Consider the following 25,280-nt stretch of genomic DNA (forward strand, 5'->3'; position numbering starts at 1 on the left):
CAAAAATCGCACGCGCACATGAGACCCCCGCTCGGGCTATGCCCTCCCGGCGGTCTCATGCGCGCGCCAAAGGTGGCCTGGTCTTGCTCCGCCTAATGGCCGGATTTTACTCCGCCGTTGACAACTGGCTGGCGATCTTCCAGGCACTGGCGGCGCCGATAACCCGCCACCCCTGGTCCTGCCAGGCTTGCGTGACCGGGGCCAACAACGTGGTCTTGCCCACCCCGGGGCCGCCCTCGATGATCGTCAGGGCGACTGGAGAGCAGGCGATGCGCGCTGCCGCAGCCTGTTCGGGATTGAGCCCGGACCCGGCGAGCAAGACGCCGACACTGTCGGTGTGCGGGGCGTCGATGGCCAAGGCACCCAAGCGTTGTGCCGCCGAAAATAGCGCGCGCTCCAGCGCGATAACTTCTGGAGTGGAATATATGGCGTGGCCCCAGCCATCATGGGCGAGCGGGATGACGTGGCGCTCCGCTTCGAGGCGCGCCAGTTCGGTATCAAGGGTTCGCTCGTCCGGCAGTTCAATCAGCGCGGCCGCAATGGCGGCCACCAATTCGCGGCGCTCGAAGGTGCTATCGCGCTCGGTCAGCTGAGCCAAAACGGCATCGATCCGATCGGGCTGGTCAAGGTGGTTCTGCACCTGCCGTTGCGACTGCTCGCGCGCCTGGGCAATGACCTGTTCGGGAGAAAACCCCAGCTCCTGACACTTTTCACGCCAGAAGACATGCCGGTCGACCCCGTCCAGGTCTTGCTTGCCCCGTCGGGTCGTCAAGGCCTTGGCTGCTGCCAAAGCGGGTGCGTCGCCCGTCTCGAGGCCAAGCTCTTCGAGTTCATCGACGATTTCCTTGCGACGGGCAGAAAAGTAGGCGCAAAGCGCGGTATCGACGCCCGCAACCTCGAAAATCCCGTTCTTGCCGGTGACCTCAATGGCAAAGCCAAGCTGGCGCAGTCCCTGCGCCAGGGCCCGATGATATTGCGCCCCCGCCGCCATCTTCCAGGCAAACAGCGGCCGGCCATCGAGACGACCAGTGCTACCGTCCGCGCGCGCCGCCAGATTGAGCACAACGGCGTGGGTATGCAGGGCAAAATCGGCAAAGGTCTCACCATCATCATGCAGCGCGGGCCGGGCTTCACCGTGCTGAAAGCCGGCCACGCTCAAGGCAACCTTTTCCAGCTGCAGGCCATCCTTGCCGCGACGGCCATAGGCGGCATTAGCATCCAGCAGCGCAATGGCCGTGACCACGGCCTGTCGCTGTACGGCTTCCAGTGAACGGCGAAGCTCGCCATCGGCCAGGGCCCAGAGCAGCGACATGCTCTTGGGCGACGAGAAGGTCACGTCATAGCCACCAATCTGCTCCAGCCGATTGCCGCCATTGCTGAGCAGGCTGCGACCATTGGCATCCGTGGCGGCATGCAGACGTTCGAACAGATCGGCATCAAGCGGCTGACCGGCTGTGATGCCAAAATTCTGGCCCGCGAGCCAGCTGCCCGCAGGCTCGGGCCCGTCGAGATAATAGGCGGTGCGGCTCAGATAATATCCCGCCGTTGTGCCCGAGGCGATGCTGGCAACCATGAAGACCTCCCGATTGGAGGCCCTTCACTAAGCGTGGTTTGGAGGAATCCGGCTGGAAGCCAACTTGCGGGGCGCGACTTGGCTTCCAGCCGGAGTCGGAAAATTCTGGGTTCTACTGGGGACACTCGAGCAGCGGTTCGAGCCAATCTGGAGAACGAAAAATGGCTACCAAGCCCACCAAGTTAAGCGTGTCGTTGCCGGCACTTCTCGCCACCATCAGCCAGGAGTCAGCGGTCGGCAAGACCACCTTCATGACCGCGCTGGCCGACGTCCTGACGCTGTCGGCGCACAGGTTCACCGTCTACCAGGCCGATGACAAGCCGCGCTTGCAGCAGATGCTGGGCGCTCGTGTCATCGATCTCAAGCCCGATGCGGAACTGCTGTTGTCCCAGCCGTCGCTGCTGCGCACCGCCTATACGCCGCTTTATACCGCCTGCGCGCAGGCCAAGGCGGCAGGCAGCTCGGTCCTGCTCGATGCTGGCGCCCGCGAGGTGGAAAATCTCGCGAACTTTTTCGCTGACATCGAGCTCGAAGACGATCTGGGGGTCTGGCAGCTGCCGATGGTGGTCTTTGTGCCGGTGCAGGCCGACCCCGAATCCATCCAGGCCGCCATCATGACCTGGCATCAGCTGCGCCGGGCGGTGCCCAGTGCCCGCCTGATCTTGGTCGAGAACCTGCATGATCGCGGGGCCATCGAGCGCATGAGTGCGACCAGCACGACACGCCGGGTGTTCGAGGCCGAGTTGTTGCCATTGCTTGGCAGCGCGCCGCGTCTGGTCATGCCGGCGATCCTGACCGAATTCTGGAAGCCCTTTGAAGAGACCGGCACGCGGTTTCTCAAGATCATGGCCATGCCGGCCGAAGAAGGCGCCGTCCAGTTTGGCATGGAGGTGGGCGACTTCAAGCTCGCCCGCGGCCACGTCACGCGCTTTTTCAAGCATATGAGCCAGGAAATTTCTGGCGTGCTGGCCCTATCGGGCAAGGTGGCTGATCGTGGCTGAGGATCATATCAATGCAGCGTCGGGGGAAACCCCGGCACTGCCCACCGTAGCCGATATGGAGCGCAACATGCGGGAGGATCGCCGCGAGATTGGCCGACGGGCTCGGCGAATGGTGACGCGCTGCCTGGCCGGTCAGGAGGTCAACCCGGATGAGTTGCATAAGCTTGGTCCTGCGGGACGGGATTATTTCTTCCGCGAGCTCCAGTCCGGGCTCGCCCAGCAACTGGCAGCAGCCGTCGCGACCCGGAAGCACACCGCGAAGGCGAGCCGCCCTCGCCCCAGCACGGCGGCGGTAGGAGCAAGGCCGGTGCTGGATATCACCCAGGGCTGGACCGCCCAGCAGGGCGAACGTCGCAGCTACGAGCAGCGCGCTTTCCGCACGGGCGGCATCTGGGCGCTGGTCCTCACGGGGTTGGCAATCGCCATCCCTGCATTGTTTCCCGAACTCAACATCTCAATGATCCAGGAAGGATTTCTCAATGGACCTTTATAAGCTCGACAGCGGCTATGCGCCGCGCAAGCATCCCATCGCTGCCATCACCGCCAGCCTTTTTGGCCTAGTCACGTTTGGCGCGGTTTCAACGCTTGCCCTGGTCGTTGCCGGCGCTATTGTCGAGGCGCCCAGCCTGCAGCATGCCTTGACGGCACTGATCGACCGCGTGACCGAACTGCGCACGGGCTATATCAATGACCGGATCTGGCCAAGTGTCTGGATGGGCCTTGGGATCGGCGCACTCGCCGCGACGAGAACCGGTTACCAGCACTGGCGGGATACGCCACGCACCGAGCCATTCATCTCTGAGGATCCGTCTGATCCGCAGATTTTCTATGATGAGGCCGCCGAAGCCACGCTCAAGCACCGGCTTTCGGCAAAGGCCGGGGCCGACGAACGGAACGGCATCTCTATTGCCCCCCATATCGCCCTCAGCCAACGCCTGGAGCGGAAGAACATCCTGATTGTCGGGGCCCCGGGCTCGGGCAAGTCCAACCTGGTCCGTCCCATCGCCCAGCAGGCCATTGCACGCGGTGACCTGGTGGTCCTGCATTGCACCAAGGGCGATGTGGCGCGTGCGTTCCGCCAGCAGGATATCGTGCTGCTCTCGCCGGCCCACCGGGACGGTTGGGCATGGGATATCGGCGCCGATATCAGCGGTCCCGCTGCTGCGGCCGAGTTTGCCATCACCGTCATTCCGGAGTCCAAGGAGGCGTTCTTTTCCACCACGGCGCGCCTGGTCTTGACCGATATCATTGTGGCGCTGGGCGCAGAGCGGGGCGCTCACTGGGGGCCACGTGAGCTTTTGCAGCATGTGCTGTCGCAACCGGGTGAACTGGCTGCCATGATCGGCAATCTTGATCTCAGTGCCAGCCCATTGCTGGGTTACGGTAATCCGGATGAGGTCTCGCGCACCGTCGAAAGCGTGCTGGCCACACTGGTGTCGGGTGCGATGACAACATTGCGGCCGATGGCCCTTGCCTGGACCGACCTGCCTGCGACGCGCCGTTTTTCGATCAAGGCCATGCTGTCCCGCAAGTGGAGAGGGCCAAAGGTGCTGATCGTACAGACCCACCCCGGATACCCGGCCTTGTCGGAGAGCATTTGTGGCGGGGTGCTGCGCCGCATCTGCCAGGCGATCGCTGCGCCGCGCAGTGCCACCACCTACATGCCTGCGGTCACCATGGTCCTCGACGAATTTAGCACCCTGGGCCGCGTTGAGGGCCTCGAGGGAAGCCTGGCTGTGGCGCGTGAGCAGGGATTGGCGATGGCTATCGCGCTGCAGGATATTTCGCAGCTCAAAATCTACGGCGATGCAGCGACCGCGCTGGAAAGCTTCTTCCAGTTCAAGATTTTCGGCATGCAGCAGACCGGCGAGGCCACCAATGCGCTCGCGGAGATGCTGGGCAAGCGCAAGATTGCGGTGACGCTGCAGAACAGGTTGCCCAAGGCCGACGACAAGCGGAGATGGGTGTCGGAGCGGGAAAACTATCCGCTGTTTTCGCCGACCCAATTTGCACGGGATTTGGGCAACTTTGACCCCGCCACACCGGACGAAGTGATCAAGACCTTGCTGCTGTTCGAGGGCGACGCCTACCGTCTGGACTGGCCGCCCACTAAGTGGGGCACCCAGGGGCTGGGATTTGTGGCCGCTGCCTGGACAAAGGGACATCCACCGCAGGCGCCTGAACAGGCTGAGCCGCAGCGCTGAACTAAGGGGCACTGGCCGACGCCAGTGCCCCATTTTTTTACGCTGCCTCCTTGGAACAACCCGCAACTTGGCTTCCAGCTGGCCCGCCCCAGGACTGTGCGAGAACATGGGCGTTGGCACTTGCTGACCCGGGCTCTGGTCTGGTTCCCCCTCGGGGATCAGATTGACGGAACCGGAAACCCCTTAAAGGAGTAGAGGCCATGAAAAACCGCTACGACACCAAGGACGAACGTCAGCTCAAGGTGCTCGGCAACGAATTGAAGAGCTTGCTCATCAATCGTGCCCCGAGTGGTCACTGGGAAGACGTTCGGTTTGCCTACACCATTGCGCAGGAAGTCTTGGGCTTCCTGCCGATGGACGACGGCCCCAATAAGATGACCGACGCGGCCATCAAGGCGGGGATTCCACACGTCGAGACAATGCTGGTGGTGCTGCGCACACTTAATGCGCTTAAGGCCCACGAGTAAGGAACAGGGCGGCAGGTTCACCTGCCGCCCTGTTTTTTTATTAGACCAGTCGCTACATGCTAGCACGCCGGCGGAGCGAGAAACTCCTCATTGGCTGCTAGGAGTTTGGATAGTTGGACCCATTTCGTTGCCTCCGTCACCGGAAAATAGAGCAGCGGACCCGTGATGGTCAGAATGCTGCCTTCCCGAACCGCCGCCCACGGCGCGTCCAGATCGCCCCATACGTAACGGACAACTATGGTTCGATTGGTGCCGTCGACCTCGTTGGTCGCCTCGCGTAGCCTTGCCCAGCTATCGTCTGACAATGCCGCATGGAGCAGGTCGGTGAGCTCCGTGCGAGGATCCTGCTGTACCGCCTCAAAGAGGTGGGCCAGATAATCGCTGATCACGCTCTCGCCTGTTTGACGGAGGTGGGCGAGCCACCACGCCAGCTCGTACACCGGGTCAGGTTTTTCGCCTGGCATTCCAAGAGCAACGCCACAACCGTAAAGAGCGCCGATGACAATGTCGCGCTCATCGACGCTGGTTGAGACATTTTCCTCCCGTATCATGTCTGCGTCCCCGGCAGGCTCCTCAGCAGACCCAGCGGCGAATTTTTCGGCAAAATCTTCAACCTGCTTGGCAAAAATATCGCGAAATGCCGTTTCGGGCCGCCCTGCGGGAAGGCGGCCGCTACCGATCGGATTGCGGCGAACACCACCCTCGTGCAGCGCTTGCCGCTCTTTCATCAGCTGGTTTGTGAGGAGCGGGTGGCCTTCTTCTGCCTCCGCTTGCCACACCAGCTTACGCAAGCTGCCAAGAATTTGGGATTGCCAGGTCAAAACCGCACCAGCGGTTACCGGCGCATCGCAGTCCCGCCAAGGCTGGGCACCAAAAAATGCCGTGAGGCCAGCATCGCTCAGCTCCAATGCGATCTGCTGTCTCATCCGCTTGGCCGGATGCCAGCCGAAGAAGCCGGCAGCGATGGCTGCCCGCGCGCTCTTGAACCAGCTATTGGGCGTACCGCTAAACGCGAAATGGGCGTGATCGTGCCGATCAATGGTATCGCGCCCCAAACGCAAGCCCTGCCAGTCCACCAATGCATATTTTTTGCCAGCCTCACCTTGGCTGACGGATTCTTCTCCGAACAACGGTGCCAGTACAAACAGGGGTGTATCGGCGACCTCAGCGGCATTTTTGCTGACTTGGTTTGCCCCGCCGAAAAACGTCGCACCAACATTGTCCAGGATGCGGGCGAGCACCAAGGCCTGAACGTGGAGAATAGATTTCTGTGCGCTGAGATAGGCCGTTGTGACCGGTCCCTCGTTGCCCCGCCGCTGATCGAATTCGGCGGCATGCCCACGCCGCATAAATTCACGTTCGGTTCGCGAAAAGACGAAATAGCGCCGGTTGGGCAGATCCTTGCGCAGCAGGACTGCCTGCTGAAAATCGGTGTCGGGATAACTGTCTTTATAGTCTGCCATCACGGCGTCGATGTCCGATGGATCGCGGAACCGATCCCCATCGAAATACACGTAGACGATGGCACCTGAATCCGAGGGATAGGGGATGATCTCGACAGCATCATGGTCGTCAGGGGCGCCGGGGTAACCGTCTTCTCCCTCGGAAGTGGGGATTTTTTTCATCTCGGCGAAGCCCATCGAAAACTCCTATCGAAGCTTGCTTAGTCGCGCGGCAATACGCGCGAGTTCATCGGTGGAAAGGTCCTTTTCCGTTTCGCCGCGCACCGGCGAAGGAATAGGTACCTGAATATTCGGTGCTGGAGGCACATGAACCGGTGCGCGCCCATCCGTATGATGGGTGGATTGGCTTGCGGTCACGACAGACATTTTTTCCGCGAGCCAGGCGTCGCGGTGCGACGGCCGAGGCGGCTCGGGTCGGCTCTCTGCCCCCTTTACCAAGCGGTCATGGGAGACGCGGAGATGGTCGGCGGAGTAGAACCGACCATCCGGCCGTTTGACGCCATTTTTTCGCAGGAGGTTGGCCAGAGACCGCCAAGTGAGGCCGCGCGCCCTTAACGCCGCGAGCCCGGCCAGATGATGCCCAAGCACGCGCTCAAACGGCACGCGCTCCCCGCCCAGCGTCAGGTCGCCGCGTAGTCCTTCTGCCCATTGTTGCGGTGTCAGATTCTCCATGTGGAGCACCTAACCTCACCGGGCTTTATATAGACCTGAACAAAACCGAGCAATTTGAAGCATTTCTGAAATGTTCTATTTTGCTCTTCTCACACCTGTGCATCCTCAACGATGCCTGCCTGCAAGAGCTTTTCGCCGTTTCTGGCTCGCGGCAGTTCCCGGTCCAGCATGGCACACAGGTCGACCATGATGGGGTTGGATCAATTTGCCCTGATGCTGTCGCGCAGTTTGCACCGCCGCCGCCGGGTAGCGTCCTCGATGGCCCAGAGGAGCGCCACGGCTTTGGCTACAGCGCCGGCAAAGTGCGAACCATTGGCCTCCTGACTTTATTAATGGATTATTGTCTTCATACTATTCTGCAGTTCTTCAATAACTTGTTCGACAGCTGGTCGCGAATTGACCCATAGGTCTTTTGACCACCGGGAGACGGGCCTCTCGGCCCGCAAGACGCCGAGCAGCTTTGGTCCCAAATCGCTCAGCTCCCCGACGCTAGTTGATGTCACTATCCGACGGAAAGGGCCGTCTGGATAGAGAACGGATGTGTCCACGGAGACAACTGGCTTGCCGACATACTGCGCTTCCACGCCTACCGTTGAGGTAGTGACAACCACAACATCAACGGCAAGCAGTAGCGCGCTTAGATCCTCTTTGGTGGGGCTGAAGTCGATGCGCTCGCCCGGCACGAAGCTAACTTGTTCGTTGGGGTGGTAACGCACTACCAAGCGGGTGCCCAACTCGGTGGCCACGAAGCGGCGCAGTTCCTGCTCAATCCGGCGCGGCAGAGACGGGTCACCTATCGTGTTGTTGAAAGGATGTTTCGCAGGCTCAACTTGTGATGCCCATAGGATAATTTTTTCATCCCCCGACCAACCTCGCTCATGGCGAAGGCGCCGGCCAGCGGCAATGGTTTCCGCAGTCATAAGCCGGTCGAAGGCAGGATTTCCTGTCGCGACAACCTGTTCAGGCGCACAGCCGTACGATAAGAATGTTTGACGAACTCCTTCATTAAGTACAAGAAACTTGTCCGCATAATCAGGATAGTCAGCAGCTGGCATGCGGTGCACATCCAGCAAATCGACAAGGCAAACTGTAGGCACCCCAAGTAATTTTCCTGCCATGACAAGTGCCTGTTCACTGCGAGGCGAGTTAGTGACGACAATAAGATCGGGACGTTCTCGTTCCAGAAGGTTGATCATCGTTCGAACAGGCAGGAATGCCTGACGTTGCCGAAGGGCATAAAGTTCGTAGGCACGGCTTTCGCCGCATGTCTTCATAAGGTCACGAAAATTTATTCCATGGTAGGCGACTGATTCATCGTAACGCACCTTTGATGCTGCCGAATCCTGATCCTTCACCAGTATACGGCCGTGTCTTTGCACCTCTGGGTCGATTGCCTCCGGCAGGTCGCGATAGCCAAAATAGGATATATCACGGTCATCGAGATATGCTTGAGCAGTGGTCAGGGCCAGAATTCTGGTTTGATACCCACGCTCGGCCATCGCTAACGCGACAGGAGCCAGCATCGTAATGTGCCCCCCCCCATAAGCGGCGAACAGGATTTTAGGTGGTGGCGATTTCGGCAATGGCCTGTCCTCTCGGCTGTCGAAGCGTCTATATTATACCGGATGGCAATGTTCGACAGGCGAGAATTTCGATTGATATCGACACAATCGAAAAACTGTGGTGCCTCCAAGAGCCCAATATTTGGTTAATCGCAGAACGCATTTGCCCAATGTTCTAGTGCGATCAAGGCGCGAATTTCTCGGGTGTAATTGCCATTGCCGGCAATGTGGTCCTCCAGTAATTCGGACCCATAGCCCGAAAAAATACCCTGCTGTCGAAAATAGGACCGGTGGACGAGGAACTCGCGGCAATATTCTTGCAATTCATTGCGAAACCAGCCCCCGACCGGCACCGTGAACATCTGCTTGTCCCGATATGCCAGCTCGTGGCCGATCATCGGAGCAACAGCCTTCTTGAGCAGGTATTTCGTGGTGCCGTTCTTGAGCTTCAGGTGCCCAGGCATGCGGAAGGCCAGTTCCATCATGCGATAGTCGAGAAAAGGAGTTCGGGCCTCTAGAGAGACGGCCATGCCCATGCGGTCCGGCTTGACCAGATTATTGCCAGACAACAACAACTCCATATCAATGTATAGGGCCTGGTTGATCCGATCCCAATGCGGAACCTTGTCGAATAGCTCTGAAACCAGGCCGTATGAGTCGCCCTGTGGAGAGTGGGCGCCCGTATATAATTTGGCTTTCTGGTCGTCCTGAAACAGGTTGAGATTGCGATAATACGAGCGTCGAAACGAGGCGTCGTCCATCTCACTGACGTCCCCCTCGAAGAATTTTTTATATTTGTCATAGCCGGCAAAAAGTTCGTCGCCACCGTCGCCGGTTAGCACCATTTTGACCTGCCTCGACGCCATTTCTGCGACCTTGTAGGTTGGCAGGAACGATATGTCACCGTGGGGCTGATCGCAGTGATAGGTCGCCATTGGCCACAGATCGAGCATATTGGGCGCAACGCGCTTCGAGGTGTGTTGTGTGTTGAACCTGGCTGCCGCCGCTTCGGCAAAGCTTGTTTCGTCGTAACGTGGATCATCGAAGCCAATAGAAAAGGTCTGCACCGGATGCGAGACGTGGCGAGCCATAAGACCCACAATAGTCGACGAGTCTACTCCGCCCGAAAGAAAGGCGCCAAACGGCACATCGGCCCGCAATCGAATACGGACAGCATCGTCTAGCGTTGCATTAAGCTCTTCAATCCAGCGCGCCTCGGACTGCTCGACCGGTTGCACGTCTGACAAATCCCACCAGCAATGCTGGGAAACGCCGCTGCGATCTATTTTGAGCCAGTGCCCGGGCAGTACATGACGAACCCCCGCAAACATCGTAAAGGGTCGCGGCACATAGTTGTAGGTCAGATAGTGGCTCAACGCCTCATGCTCAATCGGCAGGTTGCCGGTGGCAGGCAAAATCGCCTTAATTTCCGACCCGAAAACGGCGCGATGACCGTCATCGAAAATGAACAGCGGTTTGACGCCAATACGATCTCGAACCAGATAAAGGCTATCCTGGCGTCGATCATAAATGGCTATCGCGAACATGCCGTTCAGGTGGCGAACGAAGTCAATTCCATCGCGTTCGTACAGGCGCAGCAGCACTTCGGTATCAGAATGTGTTCGACACGCAAAAGGCGTGCCGTGCAGTTCAGCGGCAAGCTCTACGTGATTGAAAATCTCGCCATTTTGCACCACGACAACCCGGCCGTCATCGGACATAAATGGCTGTTTTCCGCCCGCAACGTCGACAATCGATAGCCGCTGGTTGCCCAACGCGATCCCAGGTTCACAAAAGACACCTTGCCCGTCTGGACCACGGTGGTGGATCGCCTGTGCCATTTTAGCCAGCGTGTCCGGACCAAGAGAGCGACCATCGCGATCAAAATATCCAAAAATACCACACACGACTAATTGCCACCCTTGGTTATAATTTGTCTGACAGTCATGGCTATTATTTCCATGTCAAAGAAGAAACTAACGCGATCCACATATTCCAGATCGAGACGGGTACGCTCCTCAGGGGTAGCACTTGATCGGACCGTGCATTGAGCGAGCCCCGTAATGCCCGGCCGGACGCGGTGACGCTTGTCGAACTCTGCCACGGAATACAGCTGACGCTGCGCGGGAACATCGGGACGCGGCCCGACAATACTCATATCTCCAGCCAATACATTGACCAGCTGCGGCAGTTCATCAAGGCTAGACCGACGCAGCAGCCGTCCAATTGGAGTAATTCGAGCATCATCGCTGCTCGTCTTATAGTCCCCAATTTTGTCGGCGTTTTGGACCATGGTTCGAAATTTTAGAATATGAAACGGTTGCCCGTTTTGACCGGTTCGAACTTGCCGGTAGAGCACCGGCCCCCGATCCTGGGCGTAGATAGCGATTGCTACGGCCAGCCAGACCGGGGATGTCAGGAGAACAACCGCCAAAGAACCCAAAATGTCGAAGGCGCGCTTTAGTTTCACAAAATTATCTTTCTGCAGACTTTGCGGGCAACGCACCAACGACCAATACAGAGACCAAAACAGCGCCTAACGCCGCTATGGGGCTTACAAAGGCGGATACCGTGCCCAGCGATAGCTCGAGACCAGCAAAGACCGCTGTAATCGCTACGCCGATCAGTGCTGGGCGAGCGGCATTTGCCAAAAGCCATACGGAGTTCCCAAAGAGCGGATGCTGCGTGGCGCGGCCGATTACCAGTGCGAAGATAAAATGGAAGAGCGGCAACACCGATACCGACAAAAGAACATTTCCGGTGACGATGCCGGGAATGACCGCGAGCGGCACCAGCAAGGTGCATGCAACGGTATTTTTGAGCAGCAGGCCGGTTTGATGGCGCGCGTTCAAGAGAGCTGTGGCCATCGAGCTGATGGCAATAGCAGGCAAAGTCAGAAATCCTATGCTGGCGATCTGGCCTATTAGCGTCAGATCGTCCGCGGTCATGCTCCCATGCCCAAAGACCAGTTCCACCAACGGCCTGGCAAACCAGACGCAAGGAACAGTGATCGCCAAAGCCATGCCCAGGGATCGGCGCAATTCAGTTGCGAAAAGGCTTTCAGCAACCCGAGCTTTGCCAGCGACCAAGGCCCTGCTTAAGGCCGGGAAGGCCACCGCGCTAATCGTGGTAATTGCGATGCCGATAGGTAGCTCGACGAGCTTGGTGGCAAAATTATACGCGGCAATGTTGCCGGTGCCGTTCAAGGACATGACAGCACGCAGAATTACCGGGATCAGCAACACCAACGTAGTTGAGGCCAGTGCCTGCACGAATCGGCGCGCCAAATCCCATGATTTCGCCTGGTCGGCTTGCGGCGAATTAAACGAAAGGTGCTTCAGGCCAACCGCCAGTTGGCTGCCGTATCGAAGCAACGCCGCAACGGCGATGGACGTTGCCAGGACCGTAAGTTCTTGGCCTGGATAAAGCCAGAACACCAGCATGCCGACAATGGTGACATTGAAGATCAACGTCCCACTCCCGGCTACCAAGAATTTTTCTTCGGAGTTCAGCAAGGCGGTCGTTACCCCTGCCATGCCGGCAAGCGGAATGGCGAGCGCGGCGATAGCAAACTGAGTTGCGTACTCGCTGGGCGGAACGGCGCTGTAGCCCGGTGCGAAAGCCAGCATCAAAAGCGAAGGGAACAGTGCGATCACGAGAGCAATGAGCCCAAACACTGCGCCAACCACCAGCGTGGCAGTAAAAAACAGCCTGGTTCGGGCACCACGGTCGACGCGTCGGAATTCAGGAATGAGGGCGGCACTCAGGCCACCAGCCAGTAACAAATTGACGAACAGGTCGGGGGTCGTCAGCATAACAATGGCAAAGTCAGCGTCGCGCGAAAGCCCCAACACTGCGCTGATTTGGATCTCGCGCCCAAACCCCGCGACCCGCCCCGCTAAAAGCATGAGGCTGAGCCCCATGCTGGCCGAGAGGAGGCGCCTTGAAAACCTCATTGCTGCTGCAGGCGCGAGCGAGCGATCTTGGCGACAATATCAGCGACGCACTCTTGTACCTGTTTGTGCGTGGCGACCAAATCGCCGGCTGGAGCAGCGCTGCTACTGGTATAGGCCTCGCGCAATTTCAGAATCTCGCCGGCGAAATCCATCTCGTTTTCGATCTCCCTTACGGTCGCACTGTTGCGATGAAAGGTGCGAGACAGAATGGCGGCGGTCGAGCCCAGTCGAACGTGTTCGGCGATGAGCAGCTCTGCTGGCAAAAGCCCTTCTCCAACCCGTGCTAGCCCGCCGATACCGAGCGCAAGGCCCGCGCTGGTAACGATGGCGGCGATCTCGTCAACCAGCCCCTCCGCAAGCGGCTCGAACATAAAAGTTTGCTGCAGATCCAGGTGCAGGTCGTTCAACCCGACATGGATTTCATCGATGCCCGGCGTAGCAACAATCTGCTGGAGCTCACGGACTGCGGCGGCGGTCTCCAGCAACAGGCAGATACGGCGGCGGCCCGCCACCAATGCGCTAAAATTTTGAACTTCAGCCGCACTCTTGAACATCGGCAGCATCAGCATGTCCGCCCCGAGTGCAATTGCCCGATCGATCTCTCCTGCCGAGCCATCGTGTACTGGATTAAGTCGAACCACGAGCTCAGCGTTGGGGGCCGCAGCGCGAACCACCCCAACATCCTCAAAGCTGTGCCTGCTGATGACCGTGGACAGATGCCCCTGCCGTTCAACTTTTCCAATTATTTCTAGATCAACCATCAACCGATCAACGCCGCTCGAAACAGCGAAGGCGGCCAGTTCGGCTGAATTGGTAATAAAGATAAAACGCATCATCGGAGGTCTCTTGGCTGGACATCAGGCATTGCCGTGACGCCATGAAATCTATGCACTCGCGCACTGCAACGTCCACACGAGCGTCGAGAAAAGCTTATGATCGCTGGTGCAGGTCGAAACAGCCACCGCAGAGCCAGGAACCTACTGCCCCTTTTCCGATTCGATCAGGTCAGTATCAGTGATCAGTTTGAACAATATACCACGGGCCCGCTTTTCATCCTCGTCTGCCAATGCAGCACGCAGGGCCTCGATCTGAGTTGTCATGTCCAGATCGCCGGCTACAGCTACAGCACAGAGTATCTTTGGATGGCTGGTTCTTTGAGCCAAAGAGTCGTCGTAAAACAGCTCCTCGTACATTTTCTCACCCGGACGTTTTCCGACAGCGATGACTTCGATGTCGCCATCTGGATTGGTGGCACCTTTGACTGACAAGCCCGCCAGGCGGATCATGTTTTCTGCCAGGTCTGAGATGAGCATTGGCTCCCCCATATCAAGCAGGAAGATATCGCCGCCCTTGGAAAGCGCGCCAGCCTGAACGATGAGCTCAGCAGCCTCTTTGATCGACATGAAATAGCGCGTCATGCCTCGGTCTGTCAGGGTCACAGGCCCGCCGTGAGCGATCTGCTCTTTAAACAGCGGCACAACCGAGCCATTCGAGCCTAGAACATTGCCGAACCTGACCACCGAAAAATGCTGGCCAGACTGTCCTTTGGCGGCAACTGCAGCCTTCTCGCGCACAATCAATTCCGCCCACCGTTTCGTCGCCCCCATAACATTGGTCGGACGAACGGCCTTATCCGTAGAAATCAGAACGAAATCCTGCACGCCGGTGCGGAAGGCGGTATCAACGACGATCTGCGTGCCAAAAACATTATTCCGGATCCCTTCGAGCGCATTGGCCTCCACCAGAGGCACATGCTTGTGGGCCGCGGCGTGAAAGACGACATTGACGCCGTAGTTCGTCATGGTCCGCTCGACAAGCTGCGCGTCGGTAACAGACCCAAGGACCGGAATTATTACGGCATCTTTGCTGCCGACAAGCTCGCGATCAATTTTGTACAGCGCAAACTCGTTGGCCTCGTACAGCACCAGCCGCTGGGGCCCCCACTGGGCGATTTTTCGGCACAGCTCGGACCCAATAGAGCCGCCAGCACCGGTGACCATGATAGTGCGCCCCACCACCATCTGCCGAATGAGACCGATGTCAGGCGGGACCGAGGAGCGGCCGAGCAAGTCGTCCACATCGATCTCGCGGATCTGACTGACCAAATACTTCCCTGTCACCAAATCGATGATATCGGGCAGCGATTGAACTCTGACCCCATAGTTCGCAATATCGGAGAATATCTCCTTGCGCCTGGCCGCCGAAATCGATGGCATCGACAAAACGATCTGCTTGACAGAAAAATCGTCGATCATCGTCGACAGATAGGAAGGCGGATACACCCGTATTCCAGCCACCTCGCGCCGATGCAAGGCTGGATCATCATCCACAAACCCGGCAATGAAATGGCTTGCCCTAAGCGATAACGCTAGCTGCGTTCCCGCTTCTCCGGCACCGTAGATAACCACAGCGGGCCGTTGCAAAATCATTTCACGGCTGGCCGACGAAGAGATCAGCCATTTCGCCGCGTAGCGACTGCCAATGATCGCGAGCGACGCCAATGCCCAATAGATAATTGGAACGGACCTTGGAACGATATCTCTCCACAACATCTCAGAGAGGAAGGCCAGAATAACCCACATGATGGCCGACAGCGTGGTGGCCTGAAGAATGGTCCACAGAGCACGCTCTGGCAGATGACGCACGACCGCCCTGTATAGACCCATTCGAAAGAAAATTGGGATCGCTACGGCTGGCGCTGAAAGCGCTATGATCCACTCGTCCGCCGAGGCCGGAAAGACCCACCGGTCATATCTAAGGGCAAAACTCGCCCAAAGAGCCGTGGACAAGATCACGATATCAAACGAAATCAAGATAGCGCGCTTCCCTCGACGAGGAAGGCTCAGCAATCGCGCTCTAAATTCACGAAACATCGGCATGACCACGTAAATAATTGGAATTCACTTCCTGCTCGCCCGCAGGCTAAACAAATCAGCAACGGTGCTGTCTAGCAGAAAATTCATTTCTGCAATTGAGGGGGGGCAGGCGCACGTCACAAGTACAGGTTTGGATTGCTGGCGGTTAACCAGAAATTCGTGGCAACCACAACCTACAAGCAGCAACTTGATTATGCGGCGTGCGATATATCATGGCGTTTAAGGTTCTCCATGTTCGATCGCGCTCACGCATCCGCTGTCATAGTCATTTTCTGGGCCAGAAAATGGCAGCTACTCTCGAACGAGAGCGAGCAGTCCAATTTTTCGCCTGTCAAATTCAGTACTTCTCCATGTCCCAGGAGAGGGCCGTCAGATCTATTTCCGCAGTGTCACCGACTATCCCTCTCGCTTGAGGAGTTCCATGCACATCGAGTGCCGAATTATATAGATTTAATACCCTCAATAACGCGATCCATTTGAGCACTGTTCATATTAGACCCGGACGGAAGGCAAATCCCTCTCTTGAACAAGCCATCGGAAACCGAACCATTGTCATGCGGATAGTAGAGGCAATCCTGGAAAACCGGCTGCAAATGCATCGGCTTCCAAACGGGCCTTGCCTCTATGAGGTCTGCAGCAAGGGCCGAAATAACATCGGCGCTTGTCACCCCCTCATACCCTTCTTTAATGGTGCAGACTGAAAGCCAGTGTGTCGAGCGACTCCACTCTGGCTCTGGCATCCATTGGAGCCATTCGATACCAGCCAGCTCTTTTCTATAAGTATGGAATATCTCGCGCCGCGCATCGACGCGTTCCCCCAAAACACCCAGCTGCCCCCGACCAACGCCAGCAAGAATGTTGCTCATGCGGTAGTTATAGCCAATGGTCGAGTGCTGGTAGTGTGGAGCTGGGTCTCTTGCCTGCGTGGCCAGAAAACGCGCCCGCTGGGCCTTCAGCGGATCATTCGTGACAAGCATCCCGCCGCCAGAAGTCGTTATTATCTTGTTGCCGTTGAATGAATAGATGCCCATCTCGCCGAATGTGCCAGAGGCCCGCCCCTTGTAAGTCGCCCCAAGAGACTCGGCCGCATCTTCAACAACAGGCACTCCATATTGATCGCAAAGCGCGACTATTGGATCCATATCTGCGCTTTGCCCGTAAAGCGACACGACAATAACCGCTTTCGGAAGCCGCCCCTCCCGCTTGCATTCCTCCAGCGCACGTTCCAGCGCCGCCGGCGACATATTCCAACTCTCGGGCTCCGAATCGATAAGCACCGGCTCAGCGCCCTGATAGGCAATTGGGTTAACGCTCGCCGCAAAAGTCAGCGTCGAACAAAACACCCGATCTCCAGCGCCCACCCCCAGCAGAACAAGGGCAATATGGATTGCTGCCGTGCCGGAACTCAGCGCAACAGCGTGGCCAACACCGACACTCGCGGCCAACTCCTCCTCAAACGCATCCACATTGGGGCCCAACGGCGCGATCCAGTTGGTGCGGAAAGCCTCCTCGACGAACTCCAATTCAGCATTTCCCATATGGGGCGTAGACAACAACACTTGTTCGTCAATCTGCTGGCGAGCGATCAGATCAACAACCAGACCCTCGCTATCAACGACGGGCAAATGGTTGATGGCGTGCTGCCGCATAAGTTCAAGCGCCTGCCGCCGCGTAAAGCCCGGCGAGAGAACGATGGACTCGGCGGGTGGCAACAAGGCCAAGGCGTCCTCGAGAGAGGCCCCCTTAAGAATCAGGCGGCGGAGGTCGCCGTCCGTAATGGTTCGCTCGAAGCCGCCAGCATCGTTTTGCAGGAGAAGAATACCCAGCGCCGTCTGGTCCAGTTGTGCGAGCGCATCGCGCAATGTCGATTGGCGCCGAATGCCTAATGTCGATACGTTCACGACTTCTTCCTCGTCAAATACGCCGCGCAGGCACGCCCACAACGGTTGCGCCCTGCGGTACATCTTCAAGTACGACTGCGCCAGCACCAATGGTGGCATTATTGCCGATCGAGACGCCGGGCAACACCGTGGCCCCCGCACCAATTAAAGCCCCATCGCCGATACACACCGCACCACCCAGCGTCGCACCGGGAGCAACATGGCAATAATCACCCACGCGCACGTCATGATCAACAGTAGCGTGGTGATTTATAATTGTCGATTTTCCAACTCGGCTATTCGGAGCTAGTACAGCCCCCGCGGCAATAAAACATCCTTCATCCACATTTGCGAATCTGGACACCACCGCGGAAGGATGAACGACACTCAAGGCATGGAAACCCCACCCTGATAAAATATTGCATAGGCGGGTACGGACCTGGTTCTCACCGATACAGATATGAAAATGGCGAATCGGAGCTTCCGCTCTGAGTCTTTCAATCGAATAGCCGAGAAACACCTTCCCTACCTGCCGGTCATCTTCCGAATAGAAAGATAAAGACCCGATACCCTGCAGCAATGCAGCATCTGCGACCACGGAAGCGTGGCCGCCAGCCCCAATCAGAGCGAGGGAATCAGTAAGCATTGGCCTTATTCAGCAATGTCCCTGGAAGCTCCAGAGTTTCGAGAATATTAACGATGCGCACGCCTGTCCGACCGTCACCATACACATTGTCTATGGGCGGACGCCCCATCGCGCGAGCTTGGTCGATGGCAGATGCGATGGCCATGCTGTCGGGCTGGGTGTCGATGACATTGCGATTGCGCTGCCTCAAATGCTGACGCGACCCAATATTGACCACTGGTGTGCCAAAACTGGCCGCCTCGATTATACCACTGCTGGAGTTTCCAACGAGCATGTCAGCGTGCTTGAGCATGGAGACAAACTCACGCCGTTCGAGGTGCGTGACCAACTTTATCTGGCCAGTCGCAGCATAGGTATTCAGGACGTCAAGAATACCACCACTTCCAGCATCAGAGTTTGGCTTTAACGCAAGAATGGCCAGGTTTTTTTCTAACAGGGGCTCTAGAATAGCCTCAATCTGCTCGCTGGCCTGCCCTGCCTCTTGCAGCACCGGATGATAGACGAGCAATGCCGTCTCATGGCTCGGGTCAAGCCCGAGGCGGGCAAAGGCCTCTTCTCGCGTGTGAAATGCCATGGCTTCCAGACCATCCAGTCCAGGAGCCCCCACCACCGTAACGGTCTGACGATCCTCCCCCATTTTGATCAGCCGCTCGCGACTCTCTTCGGTTGCCGTAAGATGGTAATGTGCGAGTTTGGAGATAGCGTGTCGAACCGACTCATCGATGGTCCCAGAGCGTTCTCCTCCGTGGAGGTGGATGACAGGAATCGACAAATGCCCCCCCGCAATGGCGGCAGCCAACATTTCACCGCGATCACCCAAAACGACGACGCAGGCAGGACGGAATGCTTCTAGCGCATCCACGCAGCCGCTCAGCATCGCAGCAATATTGCGCGCGACAAGTGCGCCGGTCGCCTCCCCATGCTGGATCGGGACGCGCGCAATGATTGGCAGATGCGCGGCCAAAATTTCCTGCTCGGTGTGGCCGTATTTGTCATCCAGGTGCATCCCGGTGACGATAACACCGAGTTCAAGTGCGGGGCTGGCCTGGATGGCTTGCAGCGTCGATTGCATTAAGCCGAAATCGGCTCTCGTGCCGCTGACATAGGCGATCCTTCGCCGATGATTCATTGCAAATCGGCCCATATCAGTGTCTGCCCGGCAGCGATATCATGGGCTGCCCGGCGACCAAACACGGCATCGAGTTCCGCCGGGGCGATGCCCGTGCCGGGGCGCATTAAGGTGACGTCTGCAACGTCAAGCAAGGTCCCGGCGGGAATGGCCCGCGCAGCGGTCACGCTACGGCGAACGAGCGCACGCACAGGCAGCTCTGACGCCGACGGGCTTTTAATGCCATCCCCCATTGCTGCCTCGACATCACGAATGCTGTTGACCAAAGCCGTCAGCTCGTCAGGCTCAAGGGATGCGGCGTGATCGGGGCCCGGCATGCCCTTGTCGAGCGTAAAATGCTTCTCGATGACCCGAGCGCCCATCGCCACTGCTGCCGTAGAAACGGTGAGGCCGAGTGTGTGGTCGGAGTAGCCGACTGGCAGATTTGTTGCCTTGCCCATTGTCAGCATGGCGTTGAGGTTGACGTCCTCCACGGCCGCCGGGTAATTCGACGTGCAGTGCAGGATCGTCACGACATCCTGCATGGGCTCCGGGAAACCGGCAGCACGGCGCTCAGCCGCAATCACCGCGACGGCTGCTTCCACTTCCTCAAGCGCCGCCATTCCAGTGGACACGATCAGGGGAAGATTTTTGCGCGCCATGGCCCTGATGAAAGGGTGGTTCGTCAGCTCTCCGGACGGCACTTTGATCCGTGCGATGCCAAGCTCGACAAGCAAATCGAGCGACTGCTCATCGAACGCCGTCGACATAAACTCAATGCCTAAATCCCGGCATAGGCGCGCAAGATCGTGGTGCAGCTCCGAGGACATTTCCAGAGCCTTGAGCATCTCATATTGATCCCCATCACCCGTCGCACGCTTTTGATATTCGGCCTTCTCCGCTCCCCTTGCGGTCAATTTGTCAGCCGAAAAGCTTTGAAATTTAACCGCATTGGCGCCGCTCGCCGCGGCCACTTCCACGAGACGACGTGCAAGAAGCGGATCCCCGTTATGGTTAACTCCGGCCTCGGCTATAATGAATGTAGACATATCGCTATCCGCCTTACCAAACGCTGAGACCACCATCAACGACTATATTATGACCTGTGACGAATGAGGCAGCGTCCGACAACAAGAAAATTACTGCACCGGACATCTCGTCTTGATCGGCCATGCGCCCCATTGGGACGCGGTTACTGTATGCTTTCACAAAAGTGTCATTCTGCCCACTAAAGACGCCACCCGGCGTTATCGCATTAACCCGGATGTTCTTGTCGCCCCAGTATGTGGCGAGGTATTTAGTGAGCCCCCACAATCCTGCTTTGGAAGCGCTATAAACTGCAGGCGTATTAATGGCGCGCCCTTCGTAAAGCGAACCTTCGTAAATTCTTTGATCGGGGGCAACGATGCCGTAGATCGACAGCGTATTGACGATCGCCCCACCCAGCCCTTGCTCGACCATTCTCTTACCAAACACCTGGCAGCACACCATGGCTCCAGTAAGATTAACCCCGATTACCTCGTTCCAGTCCTCAAGCGGGAAGCTTTCGAACGGCTCGAAGAAATTGGCAGACTTCGCCGCGGCATTGTTGATGAGACCATAGATCGGCCCAAAAGCGTCCTCGATCGCAGCACATGCGTCGACAACTGATTGGCGATGGGTGATGTCCGCAACAAACGCCTTAGCACTTCCCGCGGTGGCACTGATGGCATCGACCGCCTCCTGAGCCTTATCGAGACTGGGCTCAATGATGGCTACCGCGGCCCCGGCTCCCACCAGAGCGGCCGCCATTCGCCTGCCAAGAATACCGCCGCCGCCGGTGATTACAACCGTGCGCCCCGCCAGCGAAAAATCAGCGCCCTTGGCCATGTGCCATTTCCATAAGTTTTTCGACAAGATAAAAGTCGATTTCAGAATCAATGTCGATCGAGCGCTCGCGCGGCATGACATAGAGCTTTACGCGCCCGTCCCACAGTCCATGCTTTAAAGCCTCCGGGCGCCAAACGTAGATCGATGCATTCATAGAAAAAACGGCGGGCGCCCCCTGGCGACCCGATATTGCGGTCCCAGGTTTCTTCGACAGGCCGACATTGCCGTCTTCTTGCACCTCAACCATGTTGAAATATGGATTTTTTTCTGCCGGATATCCGGTGATCACCACGTCGGTTTCCGCATCGAGCAACGCCATGCAGGCCGCAATATCGTCTTCGGTCCGCAGCGGCGAGGTCGGATCGAGATCGACCACCTTCGAGACCTCGACACCCGATCTGCGAATTTCGCCGACGAGATGATCGATCACTGGGATCTTTGGGGCAGAATTTGTGGCCAGTTCAACTGGCCTTAAGAAGGGCACCTCGGCCCCAGCATTGCTGGCAATCTCAGCGATAGCCGCTGAATCGGTACTGACATAGACCCGGTCGATTTTTTGGCATGACAACGCCTGCTCTATTGTATGAACAATAAGAGGTTTGCCGAGCAACAGCCGAATATTTTTTCCGGGGACACCCTGAGAGCCGCCACGGGCGCAAATCGTTGCAATGACAGACATCAAGCCCCTCCCAGTTCATGGGCTCGAATTGCAAGCGCGGTGCTGTCTAATCCATCCTCGAGACTTTGCAGCGACGACGCCTTGCCAGTTACTGCGCTGGCGACAAATCCACGCATTGCTTCCAAATAGGTTTCTGAAACGTCGAAATCGGCTGGATCGTCAGTCAGGACTTCAACCCCCGTCTGGTTGTGCAATTCGAGCCGCTTGGCGGCAAGGTCCCAAACCAGGGTCCCTAAGTCGCCCACAAATTCATAACGGCGAATGGGGCGGCGGGCGATATAGTCGACATTGACATTGACTAGCGCGCCAGCGGCCGACGTTCCAATCATGCTCGCAACGCTTTCGACCGCAATATCGAGGCTCGGCACTCGCATAGTGGTGCAACCCGTCAGCTCAACCTCTCCGAGAAGAAACCTGGCCGCATCAAGTTCGTGGCTGAGATCAAAGATCACCCCCCCACCGTCGGACCGACTTGCGCTGTAGCTATGTTTAAAATCAGCGGCAGCGCGCCAATCGGGCAACCACTGTCCGGCCGAGAAGCTGGACCGTCCAATAGTCCCCACGCTCCCCTGTTGCAGCAAGGTACGGACTTTGATCAAGGATGGCAGTAGCCTCAGATTGAAGCCGGTGAAATGCAGTGCGTTCGGGTGGGCGCCCAGCGCCTGCCTGACGGCAGCCACATGAGCCAACTGAGTTACTACGGGCTTTTCCACATAGGTGGGCACACCGGCGCCAATAAGGTCAATGAGGTAATCAATATGATTGCCGGAAGGCACGGCGATAACAGCCAATGTTGGTCTCAGGGCGAGAGCCGCAGCAAGATCCGTCACGACCGTTGCGCCTTCGACCCGCTCATCTCGCCGACGGAGAACAATACATTCAACATCTGCCAAGATCGCACGCAAATTGCGCAGGTGGCGCTGTCCAATGGAGCCATAGCCGACAATCAAAATGCGCATCGTTTCCCTTTAGACTCATGTAACGAAGGCTGCATCGCGACGCGGCGTCGGCCCCATTTTGGGCCAATTCGGAAATACAGGTCAAAACAGCGAATGGCAAGGCGCCAATGGCCCAAGCAGGGCTCACCAAACGTTTGCAATAAGAAGTACTGGTTGACCCTACAGATAGGCATAAATATGGAACTAACGAGGTCCATATGCGCCGGGTCAATAGCGGCATTGCAGTGATCAAATGATCATACCCGCCTGATGCAGCCCCACTGATTGCTCGTTGGCGCGAGCCGGTGCGGAACCAGAGCCTTCCGCAATTAAAGTGGCGGCCCAACTCGTCCTAGTTGGCTGCTGAGGACGTATCTATCAAGCCCATGCCCGCGACCTTTTGTCCATGCGGCCTATGGTTGGTACAGCCGCAGAAGATCATGGCGAGGGGCCTCTAACATTTTTGTCAGCAATTGCTCCTTGGTGAGGTTCCGTCGAAGGTATTCATTCGCTACTTCATCATTAAAATCGATGTTTCTGGTATAGCGGATTTGTGCTGAGCGATCCTGAACTTCCATGGGCATATCGAATATTTCTTGAGACGCCAGTCGAGAAACAAGGCTTTCTTGCGCCGCAAGCACTGCCTTCATGCCGAAGATAAAAGGATCTATTGCCTCTTCTTTCGGGCGAACATGATAAAGCATTGATCCGCTGTCCAAGCCTTTTGAAAGCATATGGATCGTTGCTCCGACCAGTTCGGGACGGCCATCGTAGAGTGCCCAGAAATTACACGAACTACCTCTATAGTAGGGCGAAATTCCCATATGGATATTGAAGGCATTTTTCTTGATCAAGAAGTCAACCAGCGGCGGCCTAATATAGCTCGCTCCGAATACCACGAACACATCAGCTTCAAGCGCCCCTCCCAACATTTCCAGCGAAGCCAAAGACAAATCACCCGTACGCAGCGCCATCTGCCTAACATTTCCTGGTAAAAACCGAGGACAACCAAATACTTCTCTTTCAGCTTCGAGTACACGCGAAAAATACTCCTGCATGACAGGGGTTTTTTTGTAAAAATCGTCAATGATACCAGGGAATACTGTAACGCACTCTTGTACGACGTATACTTCATCTGCAAATTCACTAAGCCGCTCTGCCAGCGAGAGGTGACGCGGGTTATTGGACGTAAAAAGCGTGATTTTCATCGAAGGCCCATTTGCATTGCTATATGAGTATGATCGTCCCGCGGTAGCTCATAGAGGCTCCCGCCCGAGGGCGCCAAATTCGCACGAAAGCCGATCTGAACGCCCAGCTCCGCCAATATGGCAAGCGTATCTGCATCGTAGGATCCGCAGGGATGGCTCATCGTGATAGCGGGCACCCCTAGAACGTTCGCGAGATGTTCAGAATTTAGACGATACTCAGCCAATTGTTCATCTCGCCGAAGAGCTGCCATCTGCGTAGGATGACTGAATGAGTGAAGACCTATTAGATGTTCCCGCGCGGAAAGCGCCCTTAGATGCTCGTCCGTCATCCACAGATTTCTAGTTGCCTCTTGCTTTGAGAAATCTTGATCAGCTTCAATTAGAGAATCCATGACCTGATTGTATCTTTTTGCGCCAAGTATCTTGTCTCGCGTATACCTAAATAGCTTATCTTGTTGCGTGTAGAAGGAAAATTCCATCAGATAGCTGTCCGGATCGAATGCGCTTCGCCCTTGGAGATAGTCAGCGGAGAATTCAGAAAGCAACAGGCACTCAAAAAATGCATCATAAAAATCAGATATGGAGGAATAGCGTGTGGTCCGAAAATAGCGATAAAGCTCTAGCCGCTCAATATTCCCTATGAATACAGAAGAATATACGAACCAAAACGCTGTCAGTCCGTAATTTTCAAGAACCGGTTTGGCTATTTCATACTGGCACAGGAGAGCGTCATCGAACGTGATGCATCTGTCATGAGGTTCGAGCCGCCCGGCCTTCGCTTTTTCCACCCACAGCTGAGGGCTGAGAAACCGTTCGACGCCTATGAACTCAAGCATGTCGGCAAATTGATCAGCAGAAATGGCGCCCTGTCCAAGCGGGTGGCAACCACCACTAAAATGGTGCAGCATAAGGCCATGCGCGCCCAATTAACCTTCTCCTATGGTTTGACTGGCATTGCCTATCCGCTTCATTTGCCAATTACAACAGCCCATCAATCATCGGTAAGCGCGAAGCCGATCCCGTCTGACATTGGCTTACCCAGGGGGGTATAGACACCGCAGCTTTTGCTGACGATGTGAGTTCCTATGTCTGCGCCTATGCCCAGTGATAGAAGTTTCCAGTTGCTCGAGGTTGTGCCGGATCGATTGGAGCACAGCCCTGCGGTTGGGCGGCGGCGG

General features: G+C 56.9%; 22 protein-coding genes. 4 read left to right on the forward strand and 18 right to left on the reverse strand.

Annotated elements, in window-relative coordinates; genetic code table 11:
• Positions 1–106 precede the first annotated feature (106 nt).
• A complete protein-coding gene (mobF, locus tag ACX3OZ_RS19515) occupies positions 107–1,573 on the reverse strand; it encodes a MobF family relaxase (RefSeq protein WP_459105296.1) in 1,467 nt (488 codons plus the stop codon).
• Positions 1,574–1,734: 161 nt separating this feature from the next.
• Between mobF and ACX3OZ_RS19520 the strand changes: the two genes are divergently transcribed.
• The 4 genes from ACX3OZ_RS19520 to ACX3OZ_RS19535 all read left to right on the forward strand — a co-directional run bounded on the left by ACX3OZ_RS19520 (position 1,735) and on the right by ACX3OZ_RS19535 (position 5,245).
• Positions 1,735–2,574, forward strand: a complete 840-nt coding sequence (locus tag ACX3OZ_RS19520) for a hypothetical protein (protein ID WP_459105297.1) — start codon at positions 1,735–1,737, stop codon at positions 2,572–2,574.
• Entirely contained in the window at positions 2,567–3,067 is a 501-nt protein-coding gene (locus ACX3OZ_RS19525; RefSeq protein WP_459105298.1) for a hypothetical protein, read from the forward strand. Before ACX3OZ_RS19520 ends, ACX3OZ_RS19525 begins: the two co-directional genes overlap by 8 nt.
• Positions 3,068–3,212: 145 nt before the next feature.
• Positions 3,213–4,778 carry a type IV secretion system DNA-binding domain-containing protein gene (locus tag ACX3OZ_RS19530; protein ID WP_459105299.1) on the forward strand — a complete coding sequence of 522 codons (1,566 nt, stop codon included), beginning with the start codon at positions 3,213–3,215 and terminating at the stop codon, positions 4,776–4,778.
• 200 nt (positions 4,779–4,978) lie between these two features.
• Positions 4,979–5,245 (forward strand): hypothetical protein, encoded by a 267-nt coding sequence (locus tag ACX3OZ_RS19535; RefSeq protein ID WP_459105300.1) that lies wholly within the window; start codon positions 4,979–4,981, stop codon positions 5,243–5,245.
• Between the two features lie 59 nt (positions 5,246–5,304).
• Here ACX3OZ_RS19535 and ACX3OZ_RS19540 read toward each other — a convergent pair whose 3' ends face one another.
• From ACX3OZ_RS19540 to ACX3OZ_RS19620, 17 genes are all read right to left on the reverse strand, one after another.
• A complete protein-coding gene (locus ACX3OZ_RS19540) occupies positions 5,305–6,885 on the reverse strand; it encodes a hypothetical protein (protein WP_459105301.1) in 1,581 nt (526 codons plus the stop codon).
• 9 nt (positions 6,886–6,894) lie between these two features.
• The gene (locus tag ACX3OZ_RS19545) at positions 6,895–7,380 is read right to left on the reverse strand and encodes a hypothetical protein (RefSeq protein WP_459105302.1); all 486 of its coding nucleotides are present in this window, start codon (positions 7,378–7,380) and stop codon (positions 6,895–6,897) included.
• 329 nt (positions 7,381–7,709) lie between these two features.
• Positions 7,710–8,963 carry a glycosyltransferase gene (locus tag ACX3OZ_RS19550; protein WP_459105303.1) on the reverse strand — a complete coding sequence of 418 codons (1,254 nt, stop codon included), beginning with the start codon at positions 8,961–8,963 and terminating at the stop codon, positions 7,710–7,712.
• Positions 8,964–9,088: 125 nt separating this feature from the next.
• Positions 9,089–10,849 (reverse strand): asparagine synthase (glutamine-hydrolyzing), encoded by a 1,761-nt coding sequence (gene asnB, locus ACX3OZ_RS19555; protein WP_459105304.1) that lies wholly within the window; start codon positions 10,847–10,849, stop codon positions 9,089–9,091.
• Positions 10,850–10,851: 2 nt separating this feature from the next.
• Complete coding sequence (locus ACX3OZ_RS19560) at positions 10,852–11,412, reverse strand: sugar transferase (RefSeq protein ID WP_459105305.1); 561 nt, start codon at positions 11,410–11,412, stop codon at positions 10,852–10,854.
• Between the two features lie 4 nt (positions 11,413–11,416).
• Entirely contained in the window at positions 11,417–12,850 is a 1,434-nt protein-coding gene (locus tag ACX3OZ_RS19565) for a lipid II flippase MurJ (RefSeq protein ID WP_459105306.1), read from the reverse strand.
• 44 nt (positions 12,851–12,894) lie between these two features.
• Positions 12,895–13,734 (reverse strand): aldolase/citrate lyase family protein, encoded by an 840-nt coding sequence (locus ACX3OZ_RS19570; protein WP_459105307.1) that lies wholly within the window; start codon positions 13,732–13,734, stop codon positions 12,895–12,897.
• A gap of 141 nt (positions 13,735–13,875) precedes the next feature.
• Positions 13,876–15,771 carry a polysaccharide biosynthesis protein gene (locus ACX3OZ_RS19575; RefSeq protein ID WP_459105308.1) on the reverse strand — a complete coding sequence of 632 codons (1,896 nt, stop codon included), beginning with the start codon at positions 15,769–15,771 and terminating at the stop codon, positions 13,876–13,878.
• Positions 15,772–16,214: 443 nt separating this feature from the next.
• Positions 16,215–17,738 carry an aminotransferase class I/II-fold pyridoxal phosphate-dependent enzyme gene (locus ACX3OZ_RS19580; protein ID WP_459105317.1) on the reverse strand — a complete coding sequence of 508 codons (1,524 nt, stop codon included), beginning with the start codon at positions 17,736–17,738 and terminating at the stop codon, positions 16,215–16,217.
• On the reverse strand, positions 17,689–18,300 hold the full coding sequence (locus ACX3OZ_RS19585) for an acetyltransferase (RefSeq protein WP_459105309.1): 612 nt from the start codon (positions 18,298–18,300) through the stop codon (positions 17,689–17,691). Before ACX3OZ_RS19585 ends, ACX3OZ_RS19580 begins: the two co-directional genes overlap by 50 nt.
• On the reverse strand, positions 18,290–19,444 hold the full coding sequence (neuC, locus tag ACX3OZ_RS19590; RefSeq protein ID WP_459105310.1) for a UDP-N-acetylglucosamine 2-epimerase: 1,155 nt from the start codon (positions 19,442–19,444) through the stop codon (positions 18,290–18,292). Before neuC ends, ACX3OZ_RS19585 begins: the two co-directional genes overlap by 11 nt.
• Positions 19,426–20,457: an N-acetylneuraminate synthase gene (gene neuB, locus ACX3OZ_RS19595; RefSeq protein ID WP_459105311.1), complete on the reverse strand. Its 1,032-nt coding sequence runs from the start codon at positions 20,455–20,457 to the stop codon at positions 19,426–19,428. The genes neuC and neuB overlap by 19 nt, the downstream gene beginning before the upstream one ends.
• A gap of 13 nt (positions 20,458–20,470) precedes the next feature.
• Positions 20,471–21,277, reverse strand: coding sequence for an SDR family oxidoreductase (locus ACX3OZ_RS19600; protein ID WP_459105312.1), 807 nt, complete (start codon positions 21,275–21,277; stop codon positions 20,471–20,473).
• Positions 21,261–21,956 (reverse strand): acylneuraminate cytidylyltransferase family protein, encoded by a 696-nt coding sequence (locus ACX3OZ_RS19605; RefSeq protein ID WP_459105313.1) that lies wholly within the window; start codon positions 21,954–21,956, stop codon positions 21,261–21,263. Before ACX3OZ_RS19605 ends, ACX3OZ_RS19600 begins: the two co-directional genes overlap by 17 nt.
• Positions 21,956–22,915, reverse strand: coding sequence for a Gfo/Idh/MocA family protein (locus tag ACX3OZ_RS19610; RefSeq protein WP_459105314.1), 960 nt, complete (start codon positions 22,913–22,915; stop codon positions 21,956–21,958). The genes ACX3OZ_RS19605 and ACX3OZ_RS19610 overlap by 1 nt, the downstream gene beginning before the upstream one ends.
• Before the next feature lie 392 nt (positions 22,916–23,307).
• On the reverse strand, positions 23,308–24,102 hold the full coding sequence (locus ACX3OZ_RS19615) for a formyltransferase family protein (RefSeq protein WP_459105315.1): 795 nt from the start codon (positions 24,100–24,102) through the stop codon (positions 23,308–23,310).
• Positions 24,099–25,028 carry a polysaccharide deacetylase family protein gene (locus tag ACX3OZ_RS19620; RefSeq protein ID WP_459105316.1) on the reverse strand — a complete coding sequence of 310 codons (930 nt, stop codon included), beginning with the start codon at positions 25,026–25,028 and terminating at the stop codon, positions 24,099–24,101. Before ACX3OZ_RS19620 ends, ACX3OZ_RS19615 begins: the two co-directional genes overlap by 4 nt.
• Positions 25,029–25,280: the final 252 nt, after the last annotated feature.

The sequence above is a fragment of the Devosia sp. A369 genome (genome assembly GCF_054489345.1).

Bases quoted from the DNA above. Each gene is read 5' to 3' on its own strand.
- ACX3OZ_RS19520 (WP_459105297.1), top strand. From the start codon at position 1,735: ATGGCTACCAAGCCCACCAAGTTAAGCGTGTCGTTGCCGGCACTTCTC.
- ACX3OZ_RS19540 (WP_459105301.1), bottom strand. From the start codon at position 6,885: ATGGGCTTCGCCGAGATGAAAAAAATCCCCACTTCCGAGGGAGAAGAC.
- ACX3OZ_RS19545 (WP_459105302.1), bottom strand. From the start codon at position 7,380: ATGGAGAATCTGACACCGCAACAATGGGCAGAAGGACTACGCGGCGAC.
- ACX3OZ_RS19580 (WP_459105317.1), bottom strand. From the start codon at position 17,738: ATGTACCGCAGGGCGCAACCGTTGTGGGCGTGCCTGCGCGGCGTATTT.
- ACX3OZ_RS19575 (WP_459105308.1), bottom strand. From the start codon at position 15,771: ATGTTTCGTGAATTTAGAGCGCGATTGCTGAGCCTTCCTCGTCGAGGG.
- neuB (WP_459105311.1), bottom strand. From the start codon at position 20,457: ATGTCTACATTCATTATAGCCGAGGCCGGAGTTAACCATAACGGGGAT.
- ACX3OZ_RS19535 (WP_459105300.1), top strand. From the start codon at position 4,979: ATGAAAAACCGCTACGACACCAAGGACGAACGTCAGCTCAAGGTGCTC.
- ACX3OZ_RS19600 (WP_459105312.1), bottom strand. From the start codon at position 21,277: ATGGCCAAGGGCGCTGATTTTTCGCTGGCGGGGCGCACGGTTGTAATC.
- ACX3OZ_RS19610 (WP_459105314.1), bottom strand. From the start codon at position 22,915: ATGCGCATTTTGATTGTCGGCTATGGCTCCATTGGACAGCGCCACCTG.
- ACX3OZ_RS19585 (WP_459105309.1), bottom strand. From the start codon at position 18,300: ATGCTTACTGATTCCCTCGCTCTGATTGGGGCTGGCGGCCACGCTTCC.
- ACX3OZ_RS19570 (WP_459105307.1), bottom strand. From the start codon at position 13,734: ATGATGCGTTTTATCTTTATTACCAATTCAGCCGAACTGGCCGCCTTC.
- ACX3OZ_RS19615 (WP_459105315.1), bottom strand. From the start codon at position 24,102: ATGAAAATCACGCTTTTTACGTCCAATAACCCGCGTCACCTCTCGCTG.
- ACX3OZ_RS19565 (WP_459105306.1), bottom strand. From the start codon at position 12,850: ATGCTTTTAGCGGGGCGGGTCGCGGGGTTTGGGCGCGAGATCCAAATC.
- mobF (WP_459105296.1), bottom strand. From the start codon at position 1,573: ATGGTTGCCAGCATCGCCTCGGGCACAACGGCGGGATATTATCTGAGC.
- neuC (WP_459105310.1), bottom strand. From the start codon at position 19,444: ATGGGCCGATTTGCAATGAATCATCGGCGAAGGATCGCCTATGTCAGC.
- ACX3OZ_RS19605 (WP_459105313.1), bottom strand. From the start codon at position 21,956: ATGTCTGTCATTGCAACGATTTGCGCCCGTGGCGGCTCTCAGGGTGTC.